Raw genomic sequence first — 20,078 nt, forward strand, 5'->3', positions numbered from 1 at the left:
AGCGTGTCCGCCACCTGCTTTGCCAGCTCGTCCTGCTCGGGGACGATGGCGGGATCCGCCACCAGGGTGATCCCCAGATCGCCCGCGTACGACAGCACCGCGAAGGTCACACCCACGTTGCCGGGGGTGACCACCAGCGGCACCAGCGACCGCACCCGGAACCCCGCCAGGTCCACGGGCTCGGCCGGGCCGCGCAGGTTCGTCACGAAGGTGTGCACCATCCGCTGATGATCGATGAACCACCGGAACAGTCCGAGCCGGCTCAGCGCCCGGAACGCCAAACCCAGCGGTCCGCCGGACGACGCCCGCTCCCGATGCTGTTCGCGGGCAGCACTCGTCGCGGCGACGATGTGGACGAGACGGGTTTCGTCGTCCGCGATCGCCGGCACCGAGACGGGGCGGACACCGGTGGCGTTGCCCAGGCGATCCGCGGTCGTACTGCGGCGCCCCGAGATCGGCACCGAAACCACCAACCGGTCGGGGCGCTCCCCGCGAGCCCGCAGGACGGCCTGCATGGCACCGGTCACGGCGGTCACGACGACGTCGTTGACGGTGCCGTGATGGCGGTGCGCCAGGGATTTGACGTCGGCCAGCGGCACGGTGATCCGCGTGACACGCCGCCGGCTCGACGTCGGCCGGTTCAGCGAGGTCGGCTCGACGAGGCGAGACCCGCTCCGGCCGAGACCGAGTTCGCGCAACCCCGCGAATCCGCGGCGCACTGCGACCGGGAGCGTTTGCACGGCGGCGAGTCGCGCTCGCGCGGCATCGGCCGCCACCGTCTTTCGGCCCGGCGGTGGCTGCGGAAAAACCGGGCCGGCGAGCAGTGGTCCGCCATCGGTCAGCGCCGCAAGCACCGCCAAGCCACCGAGGCCGTCGGCGAGCACGTGGTGCAGGACCACGATCAGGGCGCTTCGTCCGCCCGATCGATCCGACACCAGCCGCGCCTGCCACAACGGACGGTCGCGAGGCAGCGGGGTGCAGACGAATTCGGCTGCGAGGTCGAAGAGTCGACGTTCGTCTGCCGGTGCGGGCCAGTCCTGTTCGGTCAGATGCTGTTCGAGTGCGAAACCCGGATCGTCGACCCACACCGGACGGCCACAGCCGAACGGCACTCGCTGCAGTCGCTGTCGCAGCCGCGGAATCGCAGGAATCCGTTCTGCGAGATGTGTTCTCAGCGTCGACAGATCGGGCCCGGGCGCTGCGTCGAACTCGAGGATCGCACCGATGTTCATCGGTACCGGTCCACGGTCGGTCGCGAGCACGGTGAGGTCCGCCGGACCGGCACGCTCGATCCGGACCCCGTTCGATGTGTCGGTCTTGGTGTTCGGCACGGACCTCACCTCCGGCACCGGGTCATCGCGCAGCGACGACGGTTTCGAGCACATCGTGCAGGGCGCCGAACGTGTCGGCGGGCAGCAGCGCGTCGCAGTACGGTAACGCCGCGGCCATCGCACCGGTACTCGGCGTGAAACCTGGGCTTCCGGCGCGGGGATTGAGCCACACGACGCGGTGCGCACGACGGCGGATCCGCGCCATCGTGCGCGCCAACTCGGCCGGGTCGTCGCTGTCCCAGCCGTCCGAGGCGATCACGACGATCGCGCCGCGCAACAGGTGCCCGCGGTGCGAACCGAGGATCTCGGCGAGACTGCCCGCGATGCGGGTGCCGCCGAACCGATCGGCGACCTTCGCGTTCGCTTCGTCGACGGCTCGCTCCACGGAACGGTGCGCCAGGGTCGCGGTCAGGCGGGTCGGTGCGGTCGCGAACGCGAACACCTCCGCATCACCGGACCGGACCGCCGCCCGCATCAGGTGCAGGTAGATCTCGGCGTAGCCGCGCATGGACCGGCTGACGTCGCACAGCACCACGATGCGGCGACGGCGCCTGCGCGGCTGCGAATGCACCAGTCGGACGAGTTCGTATCCGGTGTGCCGGGACCTCGCGATGCTCGCGCGTAGGTCGATGCGTCCGCTGGTGCGCTGTTCACGACGGCGGGACCGGCGGGTCGGCCACCGCACCGCGAGTTGCTCCAGCCGGGCGCCGAGATCCCGCAGCGCCGCCGGATCCATGTCCCCGAACCGCTGGTCCGCGGACCCCGCGAGCGCGGAGGCCCGCTGCTCCCCCGGCCGGGTGTCGTCCCGGGTGTGCGTTACCGCGGCACGGGTGACCCACGGAACGGAAGCCGCGGCGTGGGAGGTGGAGGCGCGGGCGTCCGCGACGTTCGGCTTCTCGATCGGATCGGCACCGTGCCGGGCGGTGTCGTCGGGCCCGGTGCGCCGCGCGTGCGGATCCAGTTGCAGCGCGGCGTGATCGAACACGGCGGTGAACGCGGCGTCGAATCCGGCGAGGTTGTCGTAGCGGTCGACGAGCGACAGCCGCGCCACCCAGTACAGGCGGCTGCGGGTGCGCGGCGGATGCAGGTGCAGCGCGCGGCTGAGGATCGCGGACGCGTCAGCGGGTACGGTGACACCCCCGGCACGCAACCGGTCGACGAGCGCGACCGCGAATGCGGCACGGTCGACACCGCGCAGCACGCCTCCGTCGTCGGGCTCCTGCGGCATCACGGGGTTCCCGCGAACTCCCCGTAGGCGCCGCGGATCGTGTCGAGGTCGTCGGGGGTCTTGGCGAGGGCGGCCAGCCCGGTCGCGTCGGACCGCACGAGATCGGTGACGCCGAGCGCGGCGAGCGCGGACACCCAGTCGATGGTCTCGGCGATCCCGGGGGCCTTGTCCAGGTCGAGGGTGCGCACGGTCGCGACGAACTCCGCGGCGCGGGCGATCAGCGCCGCATTGGCGACGGGCACGGTGCGGCGCAGGATCGCGACCGCCCGCTCCCGGTCGGGATAGTCGATCCAGTGGTACAGGCAGCGGCGGCGCAGCGCGTCGTGCAGGTCGCGGCTGCGGTTGGAGGTGAGCACCACCACCGGTCGCCGGGTCGCGGTCAGGGTGCCCAGTTCCGGCACGGTGACGGCGAACTCGCCGAGAAATTCGAGCAACAATGCCTCGAATTCGTCGTCGGCACGGTCGATTTCGTCGACGAGCAACACCGGCGCGGTGGGGCCGCGGTGTCGCACGCACTGCAGGACGGGCCGTTCGAGGAGGAATTCCTCCGAGTACAGATCGGCCTCGTGCAGGGTGTCGCCGCGGGACTCGGCGAGGCGGATGGCGAGCAGTTGCCGCTGATGGTTCCAGTCGTAGAGGGCTTCGCTCGCGGTGAGCCCCTCGTAGCACTGCAGCCGGATGAGCGGCGCGTCGAGCGCCAGGGCGAGCGCCTTGGCCGCGGTGGTCTTCCCCACTCCCGGTTCACCTTCGAGCAGCAGCGGCCGGCCGAGTTCGACGGCGAGAAACAACGCCGTGGCGGTCCCCTCGTCGAGCAGGTAGTCGTGCGCGTCGAACCGGCGGATCACGTCGTCGACGTCGGTGAACGTCGGGGCCGGGTCGGGCACCGTCACGCCGCGTGCTCCTTCTCGTAGGCACGGCGGCAGCCGGGGCAGCAGAACCACACATCGGTGCCGTCGACGTTCAGGTGCGGGGTGGAGTCGGTGACGGTCACGGTCATGCCACACACCGGGTCGACGGCGGTGACCGGCTGCGGCGCGGACACGGGCGGTGCCACCTTGCTGCTGCGGATCGTGCGCACCACGTCCGCGACGATGGACAGGCCGATCTCCGCGGCGGTGCGGGCTCCGATGTCCAGGCCGGCCGGGGTGTGGATGCGGGCGAGTTCGGCGGCGGTGGCGTCGAGCTGCTCGAGGACCTCGGGCCCGCGCTTGCGGCTCGCGACCAGACCGATGTACGCGGCGCCGGCGTCGAGGCCCGAGCGGATCACCGCGGCCTCCTCCCCGCCGAGGCTCGCGACGATCACGGCGGTCGCTCCGTTCGGCACGTGGGTGCCGGGCAGCCGGACCACGGCGAGGTCGAGGAGCTCGCCGAACGCCGCGACCGCGTCGGCGATCGGTGACGTCCCGGAGATTGCGAGGATCGGCGCCGGCAGTTGCGGTTCCAGGAAGATCTCCATGGCGCCTCCGGATTGGCAGGGATTGACCGCGACGGTCGCGCCGGGCGCCTCGGGAAAGACGCCCGCGTCGCCCGGCAGCACCCGCAGCAGCACACTCTCGCCGGTGTCGAGCGCCTCGCGGGCGGCGACGCGCACGGAATTCTCGGTGCACTGCCCGCCGACAAAGCCCTCGATGGTGCCGTCGCCGAGCACGAGCGCGCAATCCCCGGATCTCGCGGACGTCGGCTTCTGCGCCCGCACCACCGTGGCGCGCACGAACGGCCGGCGTTCGGCGGAAAGCTGCGCGGCCCGCGCGGTGAGGTCCATGGTTCTCTCCACCCTCCCGTCAGATCGGCGGTGTCGCGCGGCCCTGCATCGCCTCCCACACCCGCGACGGTGTCAGCGGCATGTCGGCGTGCCGCACCCCGAACGGTTTCAGTGCGTCGACGATGGCGTTGACGACGGCGGGCGGGGACCCGACGGTCGCGGACTCCCCGATACCCTTCGCGCCGATCGGGTGGTGCGGCGACGGGGTGACGGTGAAACCGGTCTCGAGGTGCGGCACCTCGAGCGCGGTCGGGATCAGGTAATCCATGAAGGATCCGCTGAGACACGTTCCGTTCTCGTCGAATTCGATCATCTCCATCAGCGCCATCCCGATGCCGTCGACGATGCCGCCGTGCACCTGGCCTTCGATGATCATCGGGTTGATGCGGGTGCCGCAGTCGTCGACGGCGAGGAACCGCCGCACTTTCACCTGTGCGGTACCGGGATCGACGTCGACGACGCAGAAGTACGCACCGTACGGGTAGGTGAGATTCTCGGGGTTGTAACAGATCTGGGCCTCGAGCCCACCTTCGATCCCTTCCGGAAGGTCGCCGGCGCCGTACGAGCGCATGGCGATGTCCTGGATCGTGACGGCCGCGTCGGGGTCGCCCGCCACGTGGAAGCGCCCCTTCTCCCATTCCAGGTCGGCGACGGACACCTCGAGCATCCCGGACGCGATGATCTTCGCCTTGTCGCGGACCTTGCGGGCGACCAGCGCGGCCGCCGCGCCCGAGACCGGGGTCGAGCGGCTGCCGTAGGTGCCGAGCCCGAACGGGGTGTTGTCGGTGTCGCCGTGCACGACGTCGATGTCCTGGGGTGGAATGCCCAGTTCCTCGGCGACGATCTGCGCGAACGTCGTCTCGTGGCCCTGTCCCTGTGACTGCACCGACAGCCGCACCACGGCCTTGCCGGTCGGGTGCACTCGCAGCTCGCAGCCGTCGGCCATGCCCAGGCCGAGGATGTCCATGTCCTTGCGCGGCCCGGCCCCGACTGCCTCGGTGAAGAACGCCATGCCGATGCCCATGAGTTCGCCGCGCTCGCGCCGCTCCGCCTGTTCGCGGCGCAGCTCGTCGTAGCCGATCATCTCCATGGCCTTGCGCATCGTCGTCGCGTAGTCGCCGGAGTCGTACTTCCATCCGGTCTTGCTCATGTACGGGAACTGGTCGGGGCGCAGCAGATTCTTCAGCCGCAGCTGCGCCGGGTCCATGTCGAGGTCGTAGGCGAGGCAGTCGACGAGCCGTTCGACGAAGTACACGGCTTCGGTGATGCGGAACGAACACGCGTACGCGACGCCGCCGGGCGCCTTGTTGGTGTAGACGGCGGTCATGTGGCAGTAGGCGGCTTCGATGTCGTAGCTGCCGGTGAACACGCCGAAGAATCCGGCCGGGTACTTCACCGGGGCCGCGGTGCCGTTGAAGGCGCCGTGGTCGGCGAGGACCTGCGAGCGGATCGCCAGGATCTTGCCGTCCTTGGTGGCGGCGATCTCCCCGACCATCACGTAGTCGCGCGCGAAGCTCGTGCTGGTCAGATTCTCGCTGCGGTCCTCCATCCATTTGACCGGTTTGCCGGTCAGCAGGGATGCCACGATCGCGCACACGTAGCCCGGGTAGATGGCCACCTTGTTGCCGAAGCCGCCGCCGATGTCCGGGGAGATCACCCGGATCTTGTGTTCGGGCAGACCGGCGACCAGCGCATACAGGGTGCGGTGCGCGTGTGGGGCCTGGCTCGTGGACCACAAGGTCAGCTTGCCGGTGACGCGGTCCAGGTCGGCGACGGCGCCGCAGGTCTCCATCGGTGCCGGGTGCACGCGCGGGTAGACGATCTCCTGGCGGCTCACCACGTCGGCCTTCGCAAACGCGGCGTCGGTGGCGGCGGCGTCGCCGGTCTCCCAGTCGAAGCAGTGGTTGTCGGTCTTGCCGTCGAGGTCGTCGCGGATCACCGGCGCGTCCTCGGCGAGTGCGCGGCGGACATCGATCACCGGGTCGAGCTGCTCGTATTCGACGTCGATGAGCTCGAGTGCGTCGCGGGCGGAGTAGCGGTCCTCGGCGACGACGAACGCGACCTCCTGCCCGAAGAACCGCACCTTGTCGGTGACGAGGACGGCCTGCACATCGTTGGAGAGCGTCGGCATCCACGCCAGGCCCTTTGCGGCGAGGTCGGCGCCGGTGACAACGGCTTTGACCTTGGGATGCGCCTGCGCGGCGGTGGTGTCGATGCTGACGAGTTTCGCGTGCGCGACGGGGGCGCGCAGGATCGCGAGGTGCAGCATCCCGGGCAACTGGACGTCGTCGACGTAGTTGCCGCGGCCACGAATGAAGCGGGGATCCTCCTTGCGGAGCATCCGGCCGTGCCCGCACGGCGTGCGGTCGTTGTCGACGGTCTCGGGATCCTGCCGGTCGGGTTCGACGGCGGTCATGACACTGCTCCCTCGGATTCGGTGAGCTGTTCGGTGGAGGCGTGTTCGGCGGCCCAGCGCACCGAACGCACGATGGTCGTATAGCCGGTGCAGCGGCAGATCTGGCCGGAGATCGCCTCGCGGATGGTGGCTTCGTCGGGGTCGGGATCGCGGTCGAGCAGGGCTCGCGCGGTGATCATCATCCCCGGCGTGCAGAAGCCGCACTGCAGGCCGTGACACCGCATGAACCCTTCCTGGACCGGGTCCAGCACACCGTCCTTCTCCAGTCCTTCGACGGTGAGGACGGCGTGCCCGCTCGCCATAGCGGCGAGCATCGTGCAGGACTTGACGGGTTCACCGTCGACGGCGACGACGCAGGTGCCGCAGTTGCTGGTGTCGCATCCCCAGTGGGTTCCGTTGAGCCCCAGGTGGTCTCGCAGGAAGTGCACGAGCAGCGTTCGCGGTTCGATCTCCGCGGTCACGGGCTGCCCGTTCACCGTCATCGAAACCTGCATGAGTTCAGCCCCTTTCGGCAACTGCGAGCCGTTCGACGGAGCGGCGCAGCGTGCGTACGGTCAGTTCCGACGCGAGATGACGCTTGTAGTCTGCTGTTCCGCGCTGATCGGCGTCGGGGTTGCACGCGGCCGCGGCTCTCGCGCCGGCCTCGCGGAACAGTTCCTCGGAAGGTTCGGCACCGCGCAGGAATTCTCCGAGTTCGGCGAGCGCGCCGGGATCGGGACGCACCGCGGTGAGCGCGACCCGCGCCTGCTCGATCGTCTTGCCGTTCATCCACACTGCCGCTCCGGCGGCAGCGATGGCCCAGTCCCCCGCGCGCCGTTCGACCTTCGCGTACGCGCTGGATCCGTTGCCGTGCCGCGGCAACCGCACTTCGACGAGGAGCTCGTTGCTCGCGGCGGCGGTCTCGTAGGGGCCGAGCTGGAAATCGGCGAGCGAGAGTTCCCGCGTTCCGGACGGTCCGCGCAACACGCACGTGGCGTCGAGCACGGTGCACACGGTCGACAGGTCCTCGGCGGGATCGGCCTGGCACAGCGATCCGCCGAGGGTGCCGCGATTGCGGACGACCGGGTCGGCGATGACCTTCTCCGCGTCCCGGAAGATCGGGAACACCGCCGCGAGGTCGTCGGACTCGAGCAGTTCGCGGTGGCGGACCATCGCGCCGATCCGCACGACGTCGTCCCCGACGTCGATATAGCCCAGCTCGCCGGCGAGGTCGTTGATGTCGATCAAGAACTCGGGGTTCGCCAGCCGCAACTTCATCATCGGCAGGAGGCTGTGACCACCGGCGATGACCCTCGCCTCGTCCCCCAGTTTGTCCAGCAGCGTGATCGCGTGGTCGACGCCGGTCGCGCGCTCGTACTCGAATGGCCCTGGTACCTGCATGTGAAACACCTCACATCCGGTTACATGCGCAGTGTATCCTCGCGCCGGGATCCTGCAGGAGAATCGGGCGATTCCGACCGGATCGACGACTCGCCGCCTGCCCGAAATTCCCGATCACGGGCAGAGCAGCTACGATGCTCCTCGCGCCTCCGTAGCTCAGGTGGATAGAGCAAGAGCCTTCTAATCTCTAGGTCGCAGGTTCGAATCCTGCCGGGGGCACCAGAATTATTTCATTCAAACCTTCGTCCCAGGACGAAGGTTTGTTGTTTCTGCTCATTACCTCGGTTAACGACGGTGCACTTGGTTCGGCGGTCCCCGTTACCCGTTCTTCAGCGTCGCCAATAGCTACAGGTCCGGCCAGTGTCTTGAACGGCTCCTGCAGCGTAACCCGCACGTCATCGTCCTCGACGTAAATCTTCTCGAAGAAGGCCTGGTTGTAAAGTCGGCGCACGTGCGGGCCAGCGGCCAGGTAGCCCTGATAGCAGTGAGTGGCGTAGTCCAGCGCCCGCTGCAGGTTGGCTTCAACGTCATCGATTGCCACGTTGGCAGCCGATAGCCTCTCCTCGATGGCCCCCAGTTGACGGGCGATGCGGTCCTGCTCACTCTTGAGCAAGTCAAGTGGTACAGCCCCGGCGTAGTGGGCCTGGAGCAGCCGGCTGCGCTCGGCCAGGAGCCGCTCTTTCTGGGTTATGAGGTCCCGCACCTCGGCATCGATACTCGCCCGGGTGGCTGCGATTTCGGCCCGCAGGCGGGTTTCGATTTGGCGCCGTACCTCCGGATCGAGCTGGATCGTCCGATAGGCATCCTCGACCAACTCTTCGACGACTGAGATGAGCACGGCCTTGCGCATGCAGCCGTTGCTCTTACTGTGGCGTCCTAGACAGATGAAGTAGGGGTAAAGCGTGCCGTAGCGGTTCTTGGACATCGTCACGATCAACCGGCTGCCACAGCCGCCGCAGAAGACACTCGACTTGAGGTAGTGCGGGTGCTCGCGGGAGCGCTCCCCCGTAGCCCGAGCGTCAAGCACCTCCTGAACCCGTGCCCACGTAGCGTCGTCAATCAGCGGCTGATGCCGACCCGGGTACTGGACGCCGCGGTAGGTCACCTCGCCCTTGTAGTAGGGCGCGCGCAGAATCTTGTGTACTGAGTTGAGGGCAAGCGGCCCACCCGGTGATCGCGTGGTGGGGCGCGAGGTGAGGCCCCGTGCTTCCAAGGCGCCAGCCAGGCGGCGCAGCGTCCAGTCCCCTGTTGCATACGCCTGGAAGGCCCAGGTGATGAGCGGAGCCCGGTCTGGATCGACAGCGACGGTGCGCACCTCGCGGCCTTCAGCGTTCAAGGCGGCGACGTTACGGTAGCCAAGCGGGGCTTTGCCGGGGGTGCCGCCGGTCTTGGCCTTCTGCTCCATCCCCTTGAGAACCTCGGTCGCCAAGTTGCGTGAGTAGAACTCAGCAATCGAGCTCATGATGCCGTGCAGCAGCATGCCGGAGGCTGTCTCATCGATATTCTCCGTGGCCGAGACCAGCGTGGCGCCGCTCTTACGAATGGCGAGATTGATCTCGACATCATCGACGCGATTACGGGCCAGGCGATCCACCTTGTGTACCAGGACGTAGTCGACGGGGTTTGCCGCGATGAAGCGGAGGAGCTTTTGGAGTTCCGGTCGATCCGCCGAGCGGGCTGATTCCCCGCGGTCAACGAACTCTTCCAGGATCACCGCTCCAATGGCTGTGGCTTTGCGGCGGTTGGCTTCGCGTTGCGCCGGGATTGAGTAGCCCTCCGGATCGCCATCCCGCTCGGCCTGCTCTTTGGTCGACACCCGGATGTAGGACACCGCCACCGCGGGGTCTGCCGGGTCGGTGCGTTGCGGGACGTTCATGTCAGGCTCCTTGCAGGGCCGGCGCGGCCCGGTAATAGCGGATTGTGGCAGTAGCGGTGGAGGAGAAGCGGGGCGGACGGCAGCGGGCGGGGCGCTCAACTAGGCCGGTCTGGGCGAGACGGACCGCAATGGCTTGCTCCGATACCTGGAAGTGGCGGGCGAGATCGCGCGGACGCTGCAGGCCGTTGCCCCAAGCGCGTTTGAGGAGGCGCCGCGGCACCAGGAGGCAGCCCGCGAAGTAGTCGGCAGCTTGCTCGGCTTGGTCGGCTGCGGAGGCGGTACGGGAGCCGGCATACAGTCGGCCAGCCGCACCGTGGTCGATAATGTGCTTGTACTCATGAGCCAGTGTGAAGCGCTGACGGGTGAAGCTCTCGGCACGGTTGAGCTGAATGATCCAGGCGTGGCCGTTCCAGAAGCTCGCCCCGGATACGGGCGCCTCGACGTACTCGATCTGGAGCTTCGGCAGCTCGGCAATCAGTTCGCTCGGTGTTGGTCCGTCGCTGATGCGGTGGAGCTCCAGCAGGCGGTTGGCGTGCAACTCGGCAATGCGTAGCGCCTCGGCAAAGGTGATGTGGTTGCGGGCAGGAATCACTGTGCGCAAGGAGGCCAGGACGCTGCGGTTCTCGTAGTGGTTGGCGTTGAGGTGGGTCATGGCGTCTCCTTTCACAGTGAATCGTTAGTTATTCGTCTTGCCCGGTCGACGGGCCAGCGGTGTGATCAAACGTAATGCCGTGCCGCTCGGCGACAGCGGCGAAGTGTTGCTCAATCTCGCGCACAGCATCAGCAGGCATGTCCTTGTACTTAGTGCGCAGGTACGGGGTCAGGGTGGGCAGTTCACCTTCGGGAATCCAGTCGGCGGCGGCAAAGAGGTCGGCGACGGGCAGCTCCAGCGCTGCAGCGATGGCACGTAAATTGTCGGGACGAGGTTGGGGAATTTCGCCTAGTTCGAGCCGGGTGACGGTCGCTTTGGCGACGTCGGCCCGTCGAGCGATTTCGCTAGCCGAGAGGCCGAGTTCACCACGTCGCGTGCGTAAGGTTTGCGCCAGTTTAAATGCTTGTTCTGGATTCATATTTCTTCCTCTCCAATTTCTATTCTTATTGTATTTCTCCCGTTCAATTCATTCAACGATTTTAGACATTTCCACAACACAGAATGCAACAAAAGGAGAGGATCGCCTTAATTACGGGACGCATTTCAGTGGTGCGTAGCCGGTGGATGCCTAGGGTCCTCTCGTCATCCGCCCCCCCTCCTGGGACGCCCCGCTGTCGTGCGTAGTTGATAGATGGACGACGGGAGCAGGCAGTGAGGTAAACCTCGACCTGCCACTCCCGTCGTCCGTTCCCCTAGTGGGGAACACCGAGCTGACCGGGTGGGGTCAGATGTCAGCCGGCGCTTTCACCCGCCCCTTTCCGGCTGGGACGCGGCGTACTCGGGGACGTCGCGTCGGGCGCAAACAGAGCGGCGATCGCCTCGCGGCGCAGGGCGGCCTCGCGTTCGATGTCAGCGAGCGCCGTATCGGCCTTATTGGCGAGCTCCGGGGCGGACTTAGCGGCCTCAATATGAGCGACTAAGGCGGCCCGGAATTCGTCGGTGATGGTGCTGCCGCGCAGCTGGGCTATCAGACTCAGCTGGGCGTGCATTTCCGGCTCCAGCCGGATGGCCAGCGTCTTCACGCCGCCGCCTTTGATGGTTGGTTCGTCCGGAGCGGACATGGCTACCTCCTCGGTGTTGGTGCGGCTGGTGAACATCGGGATGACGCTCACTGCAACCGCAGGGCACCGACGAGGCCGTCCGGCTAGCCAGCCGCGTGGTGGGGTTTGGCGCGGATCCGGGCCTCCGCCAAGGCGGCGAACTCACCGCTCAGTTCAATCCCGAGCCAGTCGCGCTGTAGCTGCTCAGCAGCCACCGCCGTACTCCCGCTGCCAATGAAGGGGTCGAGCACCAGGCCCGGTTCCCGTCCGACGTTGCAGCCGCAGTCTGGTCCCAAGGCGGCGCGGGTGGCAGTGCCCCCAAGGGCGCGGATGGTCCGGCGGCGCCAAGGGAGGTGGCAGCGGACGCAGCGGGCTTCCGGGCAGCCTGCTTGAATGGCGCGGACAGCGAGGCTCACGGGATAAGTGGCATGGTGGTCGCTACGGAAACTGCTGGTAGCGAGCTGCCAAACGTCACCAGGGTTCTTGCCGAGCGGGTGCCCGACGCGTCCTGCTGCCTTCATCTTGGCCAAGCCTGAGGCGTCATCGCCATTAGGACCGCGCCAGGCTTCGCGCAGCCGCCTCGTCACGGCAGGCTTTCGGTGCGTCGGCTGGGAACGATGCGGCACGCGGATGGCATCGAGGTCAAAGAAGTACTGCGGCGCGCGAGCCAGTACGTAGATGACCTCGTAGGTACAGGACAGTCGGTCGCGGACACTGGTCGGCATCGGGTTGGTCTTTGCCCAGATGATCTTGTTGCGCACGATCCAGCCCTCGGTCTGCAGCGCCAGTACGAGCCGTTCGGGTGCCAGAGCCAGACTCTTAGCGGGCGCGCCTTGGTTGGTGTGCGTGGCGTAGGTATCGCCGACGTTCAGCCAGACGGTGCCGGTGGGGACGAGGACACGCCGAATCTCACGACTCACCGCCGCCAGGGCAGTCACCCAGTCGTCGACGTGAGGTTCCAAGCCGAGTTGCCCGTGGGCGCCGTAATCGCGTAACCGGAAGTACGGTGGGCTGGTCAGAACCATGTCGACGCTCTCACTGGGCAGGGTGCGCAGGCGGTCAAGCGCGTCGCCGACCAGCACCTGGTTGCGAAGCACCGCGCTCACAAAGTGCCTCCGGCGACAAGTGCGGGCAACTCACTGGGCGCGAGCACTCGGAATAGTTCGGTCGGCAAGCTTTGCTCCTTGGCAATGGCGGCGGTAAGCGCAGCGCGCCGACGTGCTTCCCTGATCAGCCAGACCACAATCGGGAAGACTTTGCTGGTCTGCTGCTCGACGCCGCTGCGGCGATAGGTCTCGTACTCGGCGCATTTGGCTAGCAGTCGCGGCAGGCTTTCGGTGCCAAGGTCCATCTCGAAGAACCAGCTGTCTTCAAACTCGCTCGTTGCCGTGACGGCATAGAGGTCCGGCTTCAGGATGCTGAGGCCCCCGCCAAGGTGCGGATACCGGCGATGGCAATCCGGTTCCGTTGCTACGTACAGCAGCTCGATTGCCCCGCTAGAGGCAGCCTGCCGCAGCTGCAGGTGCAGATCGGCCACAGCCAGGGTGTGCTGCAGGAAATGTAGCGACGGTTCGAAGCTACGCCGCCGCGGACGCGCGCTGGACGTCTGGCGGAGCAGTCGGTCGCCGACCGCGTCAAGGTGCCAGACGAAAGAGGCCGATCCGGCGCGGACACCCCCGACTCGACGCTCGAGGGTTGCCAGGAGGCGGTCACGGCGCAGCCGCTCCAGCACGCGCCGACAGACACGGGCCGCTGACAGGTCGCTGGCGTGATCGGTGAAATGAAAGGCCTGGACTTGCCGCGTGGTCAGGAAGCGGTGGGCGGCCACGGTGCCAAGAATGGCCCAGTCCCGGTCTGACAGGGAGTCACGGATGACGGCCAACCGGCGCCGCCCAACCCGGCGGCCGGCCGAAGAGCAGAGACGAGATGAATCGTCACGAGTCGGCACCCCTAGTGCAGCGGAATACGTCTCCACCTGCGAGGACGTCTCCCCGGTCGACCACCCGACCGGGTGCCCGGCTGGTATACCGTCGCCTGGGAAAGTCCGGCCCGTCATGACGTCCCCCGGCGGCGGCGGCCTAAAGCTGGTTCATCGGGCGGCACGTCGAGATGCAGAAGCTCGGCAAAACTGGCTTCAATGGCAGCGCGCGGTTGCCCGAAGCGGTCCCGGGACCGAGCCCGAATGTCAGTCGGATCACTACTTGGCGGCGGTGCGGGCAGTGTCATGCCCGAGGCCCATGGCTGAGCGGCATTATCCCGTAGCAAGCTGGCGTAGACGTGATACGCCGGGAGTGCCGTAAAGTCCTCCGGACTGAGGACGGACTGCCCAGCGCACATCGCCTTGGCATCGGCGGCACTGAGCTGAAAACAGATCCGCGACCGCGCGTTGGCTTCAAAGGCGGCTCGCATTGCCGGGGACAGCTGGTCACGGTACTGGTGGGCTAGATGGAAGCCGGCGCCAAGACTGCGGGAGGTGGCCAGAGCGTCCGAGAGATCTGTCGGCAGGTGCAGATAGTCCTGAACCTCGTCGATGTAAACCATCACTGGCGGCCGCTGATGCGCGGGTACAGCGGCCCGCTCACGGATTGCCTGCCATAGTTCGGCCAAAATCAGGGCGCTGAGCAGCTGTGCGGCCTCCGGGCCGAGGACACCCTTTTGGAGCGGGACTAGCAGGATCTTGCCCTCGGTCAGAACTTGACGCAGGTTGAAGCGCGGACGGCGTTGGCCCAGGGCGGCGCGGAGCCCTGGTTGTAGAAGGGGGCGCAGCTTGTTTTGCAGTGGGGCCACGATTTGGCTGCGAGCCTCGTCGGACAGACCCTCAAACCACTGCCAGAACGGGCCGGCTGCGATCGGGTCGTCACGCAGGGCGTGGGCCGTGGCTGCGCGCCGGAAGCCATGATGAGTCAGCAGTAACGGCAACATCACCAGGCTGGCGTCATCTCGCCGCGCCAACACTGTCAGGGCATTTTGCAGAATGTCGGCACTGCGTGGCCCGAGGGCGTCACCGTGGAGCGCATGCAGGACACCGAACACAGCGTCGGCACCGAGTTCGGGACGACGGCCGACCGTCCGCATCAGCGGATTAATGCCGACCGGTGCCGTGTCGAGCGGATCGAACACCACCACGTCATCGCGGCGCTCTGCCGGTATACAGGCCAATACGTCGCGAACTAGATCCTTCGGTTCGATCACCACCACGGGACGTCCGGCTTGCATATCGCTGACGATGAGGTTGAGGAGCAATGTCGATTTGCCGGTGCCGTTGGGACCCAGTACCCAGGTGTGCCGCAGCGCATCTGTGACGCCATAGCCCAACTGCCCACTGACGCCCGGCGCCGTCGCCTGGGCAACGATCCGATCGTGCGAACTGGCGAGCAGCCGAGGACGGACAGGGCGAGGATGGCGCGGGGGCAGGCCAGGCAGTTCGCGGTCGTCGTCACTAATTGGCCAGCCAAGTAGCGGGCCGACCTCCTGAATGTTGAGTTGTAGCGGCCAGTGCCAGGGCGCGCGAGCGGTATTGAGGCCGCGTGGGTGTTCGGCAGTGATGGCAACCTGCACACCCGGGCTCTCTGCCGTACTCAGCGCGCCGAGCAGTTCGAGTAACAGGGTCTGGCGACGATCAGCAGTGACGGCGACCGCGCCCAAGCGAATGGTGAGGGCGAAGCCATGCTGGCCGCGTTTGGCCTTGATCGCGGCGCGCCGGTCGGCGTCGCGTTCAGTCAGTACGCCATAGCGCAACTTTTCGGTCCAGGTTTGGTGAGCAGTGAGCTGCGTCGTCGGCACGGCCTGCGGGAACTTGCGGGGACCAAAGATGGCTTGAATGACGAGTTGCTCGTTAGGCCGAACCCCAGAGAGAGCACTGAGGACCGCGCGCGTCGTGGCGGCGACGTCGGCAGGGCGCACAGCACGGTCACGATCCGTCAGGCGAATCCGGCGGACGGTTTGGACTGCTGTCCGTGGGTCCTCTGGGTCAATCACCAGGGCACCAGGCACGAGCTGCTCGATATGGCGGCGCAGGATGGCGTGATAGGCCTCCGGCGTCCCCGCCAAATAGCGCACGCCCCTATGGTCGGCGCGGGCCTCTAGCGCAATCGGTGGGGTGAGACGATCAGTGGCAAGTCGCCGCAGGAGTCCGAGCGCGGTCTCCTCGGTTAGCACGGGCGGCCAGATGATCTCCTGCCACACCAATCGGTCACTCGTCATCAGAGACCTCGTGGCTCGGCATGTTTTCCGCTGAGGGTGCCTGGTCAGCAGCTGCTATGGCCTGGGCCGCCGCCTCAGCTTCAGCCTCAGCCAGCGCCTGAGCAATGACGGCACGGCTCAATTTACGCAGATCGGGCGGTTGCCGCCGAATGGTGCGAATTGCGATACTGCGCTCGCGGCGCGCCTTCCCTGCTTTTGCTTTTCGTGTTCGTGACATAACTACACCTCCTTTTCTATGAATTGCCGCCCAGCGCGTTCAATTCGTTGATCGATTCTGTGTCTAGTGTGCGTTCAATTGATTGAACAGTCAATCACTTGCGCTCATTTCACAACAGCGACAGGAACGGCATTTCTCAAGGATGAATTGCTAATATTTCTGAGCTGTCTTACCAGCGTCCGTGGTACCAGCGCCGCGCTGTCATAAGGCCGCTGCCAATAGCCAGTACGCCGATCGCCGCCACTAAAAACGGCAGCAGCATCCGCAGGATTTGCACCGCGCAGTAAAGGGCGATGACCCCCACGAGCAGGCCAATGCACGCGCCGACCAGCCGATCGATCCACGACCGGGGATCACTGGAGCTCATTTTCGCCGCCACCGTTCGGGGCCGCCCCGGCGTTGATGTCCAGGATGAGCCGTGTCATATCAGCCTGAGCCTGCAGGGCGGCCGCCTCCAGACGGAGGACTGCGGATGTCGCTTGCTGTTGGATGCGGGCAACCTCACTCAGGGCGACGGCACACTGCCCTTGTGATCGATACCAGCGCTGGACAGGCTCAACTACCCATAGGCGCAGCACCTGGCAAAGGAGCCAGGCGGCGGCGAGGAAGGCCATCACCGCCAGGGCTAGAACCAGCCCAGCCCCGACGAAGATGGCGAACAGGATGACTGCCATGACGACTGTCAGCCCGAGAGGAAGAACTGGGTGAGTTCCACGCCGACACAGCCGGCGTACTGGGCAGCAATCGGAGTCAGCTGCATGCGCAGCTCCGGATCGCCCGCGCTGAGAAGGTCAGCTTGGCGGTAGAGCATGGCGGTGGATTGCATGCCAACATTCGCGACCATGGCAGCCGCCTGCAGGCTGGTCGCACCAACAATGCCGCGGGCAATCTCAGCGTTCTGACGGCGGGCAAGATCCCGTTCTTCCACGCGTGTAAAGCTGGCGCGCGCTCCGCCCGCTTGAAGTGGTTGGTCTGGACGCGGGATGAGGTTTGTCATGTCATCGCCTCTTGTCTCGAAGGGGTGTGAAGCTGGCCGTTTGACCTGGCTCTATTCGATACGACGCGCCCGGGTGGAAGCTGGCCGCGAGCCGGTAGACATCTGGCGATCCTTCGGGCACTATCCGGTCATGACGGCGCCGTTGCCGCTGCCGGACCGAGACGAGCTCGTCGCCGAGTTAGCGCGGCTTCGCGAACAAGGACTGGAGGCGGTTGCGCGCCTGTCATTACCTGCGCTCGATCAGGCTGCTCAACTCCTCGGTACGTCGGTAGGCGGCGAAGCACCGCAGGAAGCAGTTGAGCGCATGCTGCAAGCGGCGCTCGACCGCTTCGAAGGTGGCGAGTTCCAAGACGCAGCTGAGTACACCTTCGGACTAGCGAAGGGACTGAAGCACGCGCCGGCCACTGATCGGCGGCAACGCGCCGCCCGGTGTATGCATGTCAGTCCCGAACGATTCCGCAAGAGCTACGAGAAGCGCATTCTGCAGCAGACTGCTGAGGGCGTGCTCGCTGCTTGTCGCGAAGTTATGGCCAGACCAGTCGCAACGGCCGGAGTTGACGAGCCCCAGCCGGCCGTAAGTCCCCCGCGGGGCCGTGTCCGTCGATTTGGCTGGTGGGTGGCCGCTGGCATCGTCATCGCCATTGCGCTCGCCACTGTCCTCCTCATGCCATCGGAGGCTGAGCAGCTCGAAGCCCGCTACGACGGCAAGGACCCCCTCCTGATGACCGACGATGCCTGCGGGCTCGTGAGTAGCAGTCAGCCGGCACACCCGACACGCCCGCTATTGACTGGGGTCGATGGTCAGGTGGTCGGCAGCGTGGAGGTGCGGACGTGGCCGGGTTGTGACGCGGTGTGGGGGCGCGTCTTGTGGAACGACAATCCGGACACGCTCTTGCAGATCCCCGCTGAGTGGACGCTCCATGTGGTGACTCATCGACCGGCCACAGAGACCGTGGTGGCATTCTCAGAGCCGTCCGGGCCTGCCCCCGTTGAGTGGGCGTATGGACCAGTCCTTGCCACGGTCCGTGGCTGTGTCTACGTCGAGGCGTACTTCACGCACGGATCGCAAGAAACACCGCACGCCCGGACCGCTTGCGTGGCTCCGTAAGACAGTCTGGTTCTCGGCGACAACCTGTAACAACCGTGTCGATACCACCGACGTGTCCGGGTAGACCGATAAGCTCGATCCGCTTAGGCGTCCGGTCCGGCCGCATGGAGCCCATCATGCCGCTGACCTGCATAAATAGGTCGCGAACGTGGTAAAATTGAAAATGATATTCAACTGAAACAGCGGTACGCACGAGCGTTCGCAGGAGAGTACGAGGAACATGTCACCGACCACCAAAGAAGCCCAGCGCGCTGAACTCCACAAGACGATTTGGCGGATTGCCAACGATTTGCGTGGCAGCGTGGATGGCTGGGACTTTAAGAGCTACGTGCTCGGCATGCTGTTCTATCGGTTCATTTCCCAGAACCTCACCGCCTATATCAACAAGGCTGAACACGACGCTGGCGTAGCGGACTTCGACTACGCCCGCCTTCCCGACTCGCAGGCCGAGTTTGGCCGTAAAGAGACGGTGGCCGAGAAAGGTTTTTACATTTTACCGTCTGAACTCTTCCAGAACGTGCGTGAGCGCGCGCCGCAGGATCAGAATCTCAATGAGACACTAGAGCGGGTCTTTAAGAACATCGAGGGCTCTGCCGTCGGCACGGACAGTGAGGATGACCTCAAAGGCCTGTTTGATGACCTCGACGTGAACAGTTCAAAGCTCGGTAGCACCGTTGCCAAGCGCAATGAGAAGCTAGTGAAGCTCCTCGATGCGGTCGGCGACATGCCGCTCGGCAACTTTGAGCACCACTCGATCGACCTGTTCGGTGACGCCTACGAGTTCCTCATGCAGATGTATGCCTCGCAGGCCGGCAAGTCGGGTGGTGAGTACTACACCCCACAGGAAGTCTCCGAGGTATTGGCGAAGATCACCGTCGTCGGTAAGACGCGCGTCAACAAGGTCTACGACCCCGCCGCCGGCTCGGGCTCACTACTACTGAAGTTCGCCAAAGTACTCGGTAAAGACAATGTAGGCGGCTTTTTCGGGCAAGAAATCAATCTAACCACCTATAACCTTGCCCGCATCAATATGTTCCTGCACGACGTGAACTACGAGAAGTTCGATATCGCCCATGGTGACACTCTGCTCGACCCCCAGCATTGGGATGACGAGCCGTTTGAGGCGATCGTCTCCAACCCGCCGTACTCGATCAAGTGGGAGGGTGACAGCAACCCGTTACTAATTAACGACGAGCGCTTCGCGCCTGCTGGCGTGCTTGCCCCGAAGTCGAAGGCCGATCTTGCCTTCACGATGCACATTCTGAGCTGGCTGGCGGTCAACGGCACGGCGGCGATCGTCGAGTTTCCTGGCGTGCTTTATCGAGGGGGCGCGGAGCAAAAGATCCGCAAGTATTTGATCGACAACAACTATGTCGACGCCGTGATTCAGCTGCCGCCGGACCTATTCTTTGGTACCACAATTGCGACCTGCATCATTGTTCTCAAGAAATCCAAGTCCGACAACGCAGTGCTCTTCATCGACGCCTCGAACGAATTCACTCGCCGTACCAATAAGAACAAGCTCACTCCCGAGAACCAGCAGCACATTATCGACACCTACACCGCTCGTGTTGACGTCGAGCACGTCGCGACACTTATCACTAATGAAGACATCGCCAATAATGACTACAACATCGCTGTTGCTTCCTACGTCGACCATGAAGACACCCGCGAAGCCGTTGATATTACTAAGCTGAACGCCGAGATTGCCCGTATCGTGGCTCGCCAGGCGGAGCTGCGTACATCAATTGATAACATCGTCGCTGATCTGGAAGGCACGCGCGGTGCGACTGTCTGAGGTACTTAATCGAGCACCCGACACTTCGAAGGCTCAAGTCGAAGGTTTTCTCGGATATCGGAGAATGAGC

The 20,078-nt window shown here is 65.5% G+C and carries 20 protein-coding genes and 1 tRNA gene; 3 read left to right on the top strand and 18 right to left on the bottom strand.

Features of this window, described 5'->3' with window-relative positions; genetic code table 11:
• The 7 genes from ACN675_RS18480 to ACN675_RS18510 form a co-directional block, all read right to left on the bottom strand.
• Window positions 1-1,331 (bottom strand): wax ester/triacylglycerol synthase domain-containing protein (locus ACN675_RS18480; RefSeq protein ID WP_420752222.1); only part of this gene is annotated, 1,331 nt, incomplete at its 3' end.
• A 22-nt stretch (window positions 1,332-1,353) separates the two neighbouring features.
• The gene (locus tag ACN675_RS18485; protein WP_420752223.1) at window positions 1,354-2,559 is read right to left on the bottom strand and encodes a vWA domain-containing protein; all 1,206 of its coding nucleotides are present in this window, start codon (window positions 2,557-2,559) and stop codon (window positions 1,354-1,356) included.
• Window positions 2,559-3,449: an AAA family ATPase gene (locus ACN675_RS18490; RefSeq protein WP_420752224.1), complete on the bottom strand. Its 891-nt coding sequence runs from the start codon at window positions 3,447-3,449 to the stop codon at window positions 2,559-2,561. The genes ACN675_RS18485 and ACN675_RS18490 overlap by 1 nt, the downstream gene beginning before the upstream one ends.
• The gene (locus ACN675_RS18495; RefSeq protein WP_420752225.1) at window positions 3,446-4,321 is read right to left on the bottom strand and encodes an XdhC family protein; all 876 of its coding nucleotides are present in this window, start codon (window positions 4,319-4,321) and stop codon (window positions 3,446-3,448) included. Before ACN675_RS18495 ends, ACN675_RS18490 begins: the two co-directional genes overlap by 4 nt.
• A 19-nt stretch (window positions 4,322-4,340) precedes the next feature.
• Window positions 4,341-6,737 (bottom strand): aerobic carbon-monoxide dehydrogenase large subunit, encoded by a 2,397-nt coding sequence (locus ACN675_RS18500; RefSeq protein ID WP_420752226.1) that lies wholly within the window; start codon window positions 6,735-6,737, stop codon window positions 4,341-4,343.
• Window positions 6,734-7,231, bottom strand: a complete 498-nt coding sequence (locus ACN675_RS18505; protein WP_420752227.1) for a (2Fe-2S)-binding protein — start codon at window positions 7,229-7,231, stop codon at window positions 6,734-6,736. The genes ACN675_RS18500 and ACN675_RS18505 overlap by 4 nt, the downstream gene beginning before the upstream one ends.
• A 4-nt stretch (window positions 7,232-7,235) precedes the next feature.
• Window positions 7,236-8,117 (bottom strand): FAD binding domain-containing protein, encoded by an 882-nt coding sequence (locus tag ACN675_RS18510; protein ID WP_420752228.1) that lies wholly within the window; start codon window positions 8,115-8,117, stop codon window positions 7,236-7,238.
• 145 nt (window positions 8,118-8,262) lie between these two features.
• Here ACN675_RS18510 and ACN675_RS18515 point away from each other — a divergent pair.
• Window positions 8,263-8,339 (top strand) — tRNA-Arg (locus ACN675_RS18515).
• Here ACN675_RS18515 and ACN675_RS18520 read toward each other — a convergent pair.
• The 11 genes from ACN675_RS18520 to ACN675_RS18570 form a co-directional block, all read right to left on the bottom strand.
• Window positions 8,305-9,993: a recombinase family protein gene (locus tag ACN675_RS18520; RefSeq protein WP_420752229.1), complete on the bottom strand. Its 1,689-nt coding sequence runs from the start codon at window positions 9,991-9,993 to the stop codon at window positions 8,305-8,307. The genes ACN675_RS18515 and ACN675_RS18520 overlap by 35 nt on opposite strands.
• 1 nt (window position 9,994) lies before the next feature.
• Entirely contained in the window at window positions 9,995-10,645 is a 651-nt protein-coding gene (locus ACN675_RS18525) for an ImmA/IrrE family metallo-endopeptidase (protein WP_231780797.1), read from the bottom strand.
• A 28-nt stretch (window positions 10,646-10,673) separates the two neighbouring features.
• Window positions 10,674-11,063, bottom strand: coding sequence for a helix-turn-helix domain-containing protein (locus ACN675_RS18530; RefSeq protein ID WP_195052286.1), 390 nt, complete (start codon window positions 11,061-11,063; stop codon window positions 10,674-10,676).
• Between the two features lie 313 nt (window positions 11,064-11,376).
• Window positions 11,377-11,757, bottom strand: a complete 381-nt coding sequence (locus ACN675_RS18535) for a hypothetical protein (RefSeq protein ID WP_420752230.1) — start codon at window positions 11,755-11,757, stop codon at window positions 11,377-11,379.
• A 32-nt stretch (window positions 11,758-11,789) separates the two neighbouring features.
• Window positions 11,790-12,791, bottom strand: coding sequence for a DNA-methyltransferase (locus ACN675_RS18540; RefSeq protein WP_420752231.1), 1,002 nt, complete (start codon window positions 12,789-12,791; stop codon window positions 11,790-11,792).
• Window positions 12,788-13,513 (bottom strand): replication-relaxation family protein, encoded by a 726-nt coding sequence (locus ACN675_RS18545; protein WP_420752232.1) that lies wholly within the window; start codon window positions 13,511-13,513, stop codon window positions 12,788-12,790. Before ACN675_RS18545 ends, ACN675_RS18540 begins: the two co-directional genes overlap by 4 nt.
• A 224-nt stretch (window positions 13,514-13,737) precedes the next feature.
• Window positions 13,738-15,888 (bottom strand): type IV secretory system conjugative DNA transfer family protein, encoded by a 2,151-nt coding sequence (locus ACN675_RS18550; protein WP_420752233.1) that lies wholly within the window; start codon window positions 15,886-15,888, stop codon window positions 13,738-13,740.
• Window positions 15,878-16,105 carry a hypothetical protein gene (locus ACN675_RS18555; protein WP_420752234.1) on the bottom strand — a complete coding sequence of 76 codons (228 nt, stop codon included), beginning with the start codon at window positions 16,103-16,105 and terminating at the stop codon, window positions 15,878-15,880. The genes ACN675_RS18550 and ACN675_RS18555 overlap by 11 nt, the downstream gene beginning before the upstream one ends.
• A gap of 169 nt (window positions 16,106-16,274) precedes the next feature.
• Window positions 16,275-16,472 carry a hypothetical protein gene (locus ACN675_RS18560; protein WP_420752235.1) on the bottom strand — a complete coding sequence of 66 codons (198 nt, stop codon included), beginning with the start codon at window positions 16,470-16,472 and terminating at the stop codon, window positions 16,275-16,277.
• A complete protein-coding gene (locus ACN675_RS18565; protein WP_231780801.1) occupies window positions 16,459-16,779 on the bottom strand; it encodes a hypothetical protein in 321 nt (106 codons plus the stop codon). Before ACN675_RS18565 ends, ACN675_RS18560 begins: the two co-directional genes overlap by 14 nt.
• 8 nt (window positions 16,780-16,787) lie before the next feature.
• Window positions 16,788-17,102, bottom strand: coding sequence for a hypothetical protein (locus ACN675_RS18570; protein WP_378528639.1), 315 nt, complete (start codon window positions 17,100-17,102; stop codon window positions 16,788-16,790).
• 130 nt (window positions 17,103-17,232) lie between these two features.
• On the opposite strand from ACN675_RS18570, the gene ACN675_RS18575 reads away from it, so the two are divergent.
• Entirely contained in the window at window positions 17,233-18,210 is a 978-nt protein-coding gene (locus tag ACN675_RS18575; protein ID WP_420752236.1) for a hypothetical protein, read from the top strand.
• A 220-nt stretch (window positions 18,211-18,430) separates the two neighbouring features.
• Window positions 18,431-20,008: a type I restriction-modification system subunit M gene (locus ACN675_RS18580; protein ID WP_420752237.1), complete on the top strand. Its 1,578-nt coding sequence runs from the start codon at window positions 18,431-18,433 to the stop codon at window positions 20,006-20,008.
• Window positions 20,009-20,078: the final 70 nt, after the last annotated feature.

The organism is Rhodococcus sp. O3, assembly GCF_048897285.1.
Classification (GTDB): Bacteria; Actinomycetota; Actinomycetes; order Mycobacteriales; family Mycobacteriaceae; genus Rhodococcus.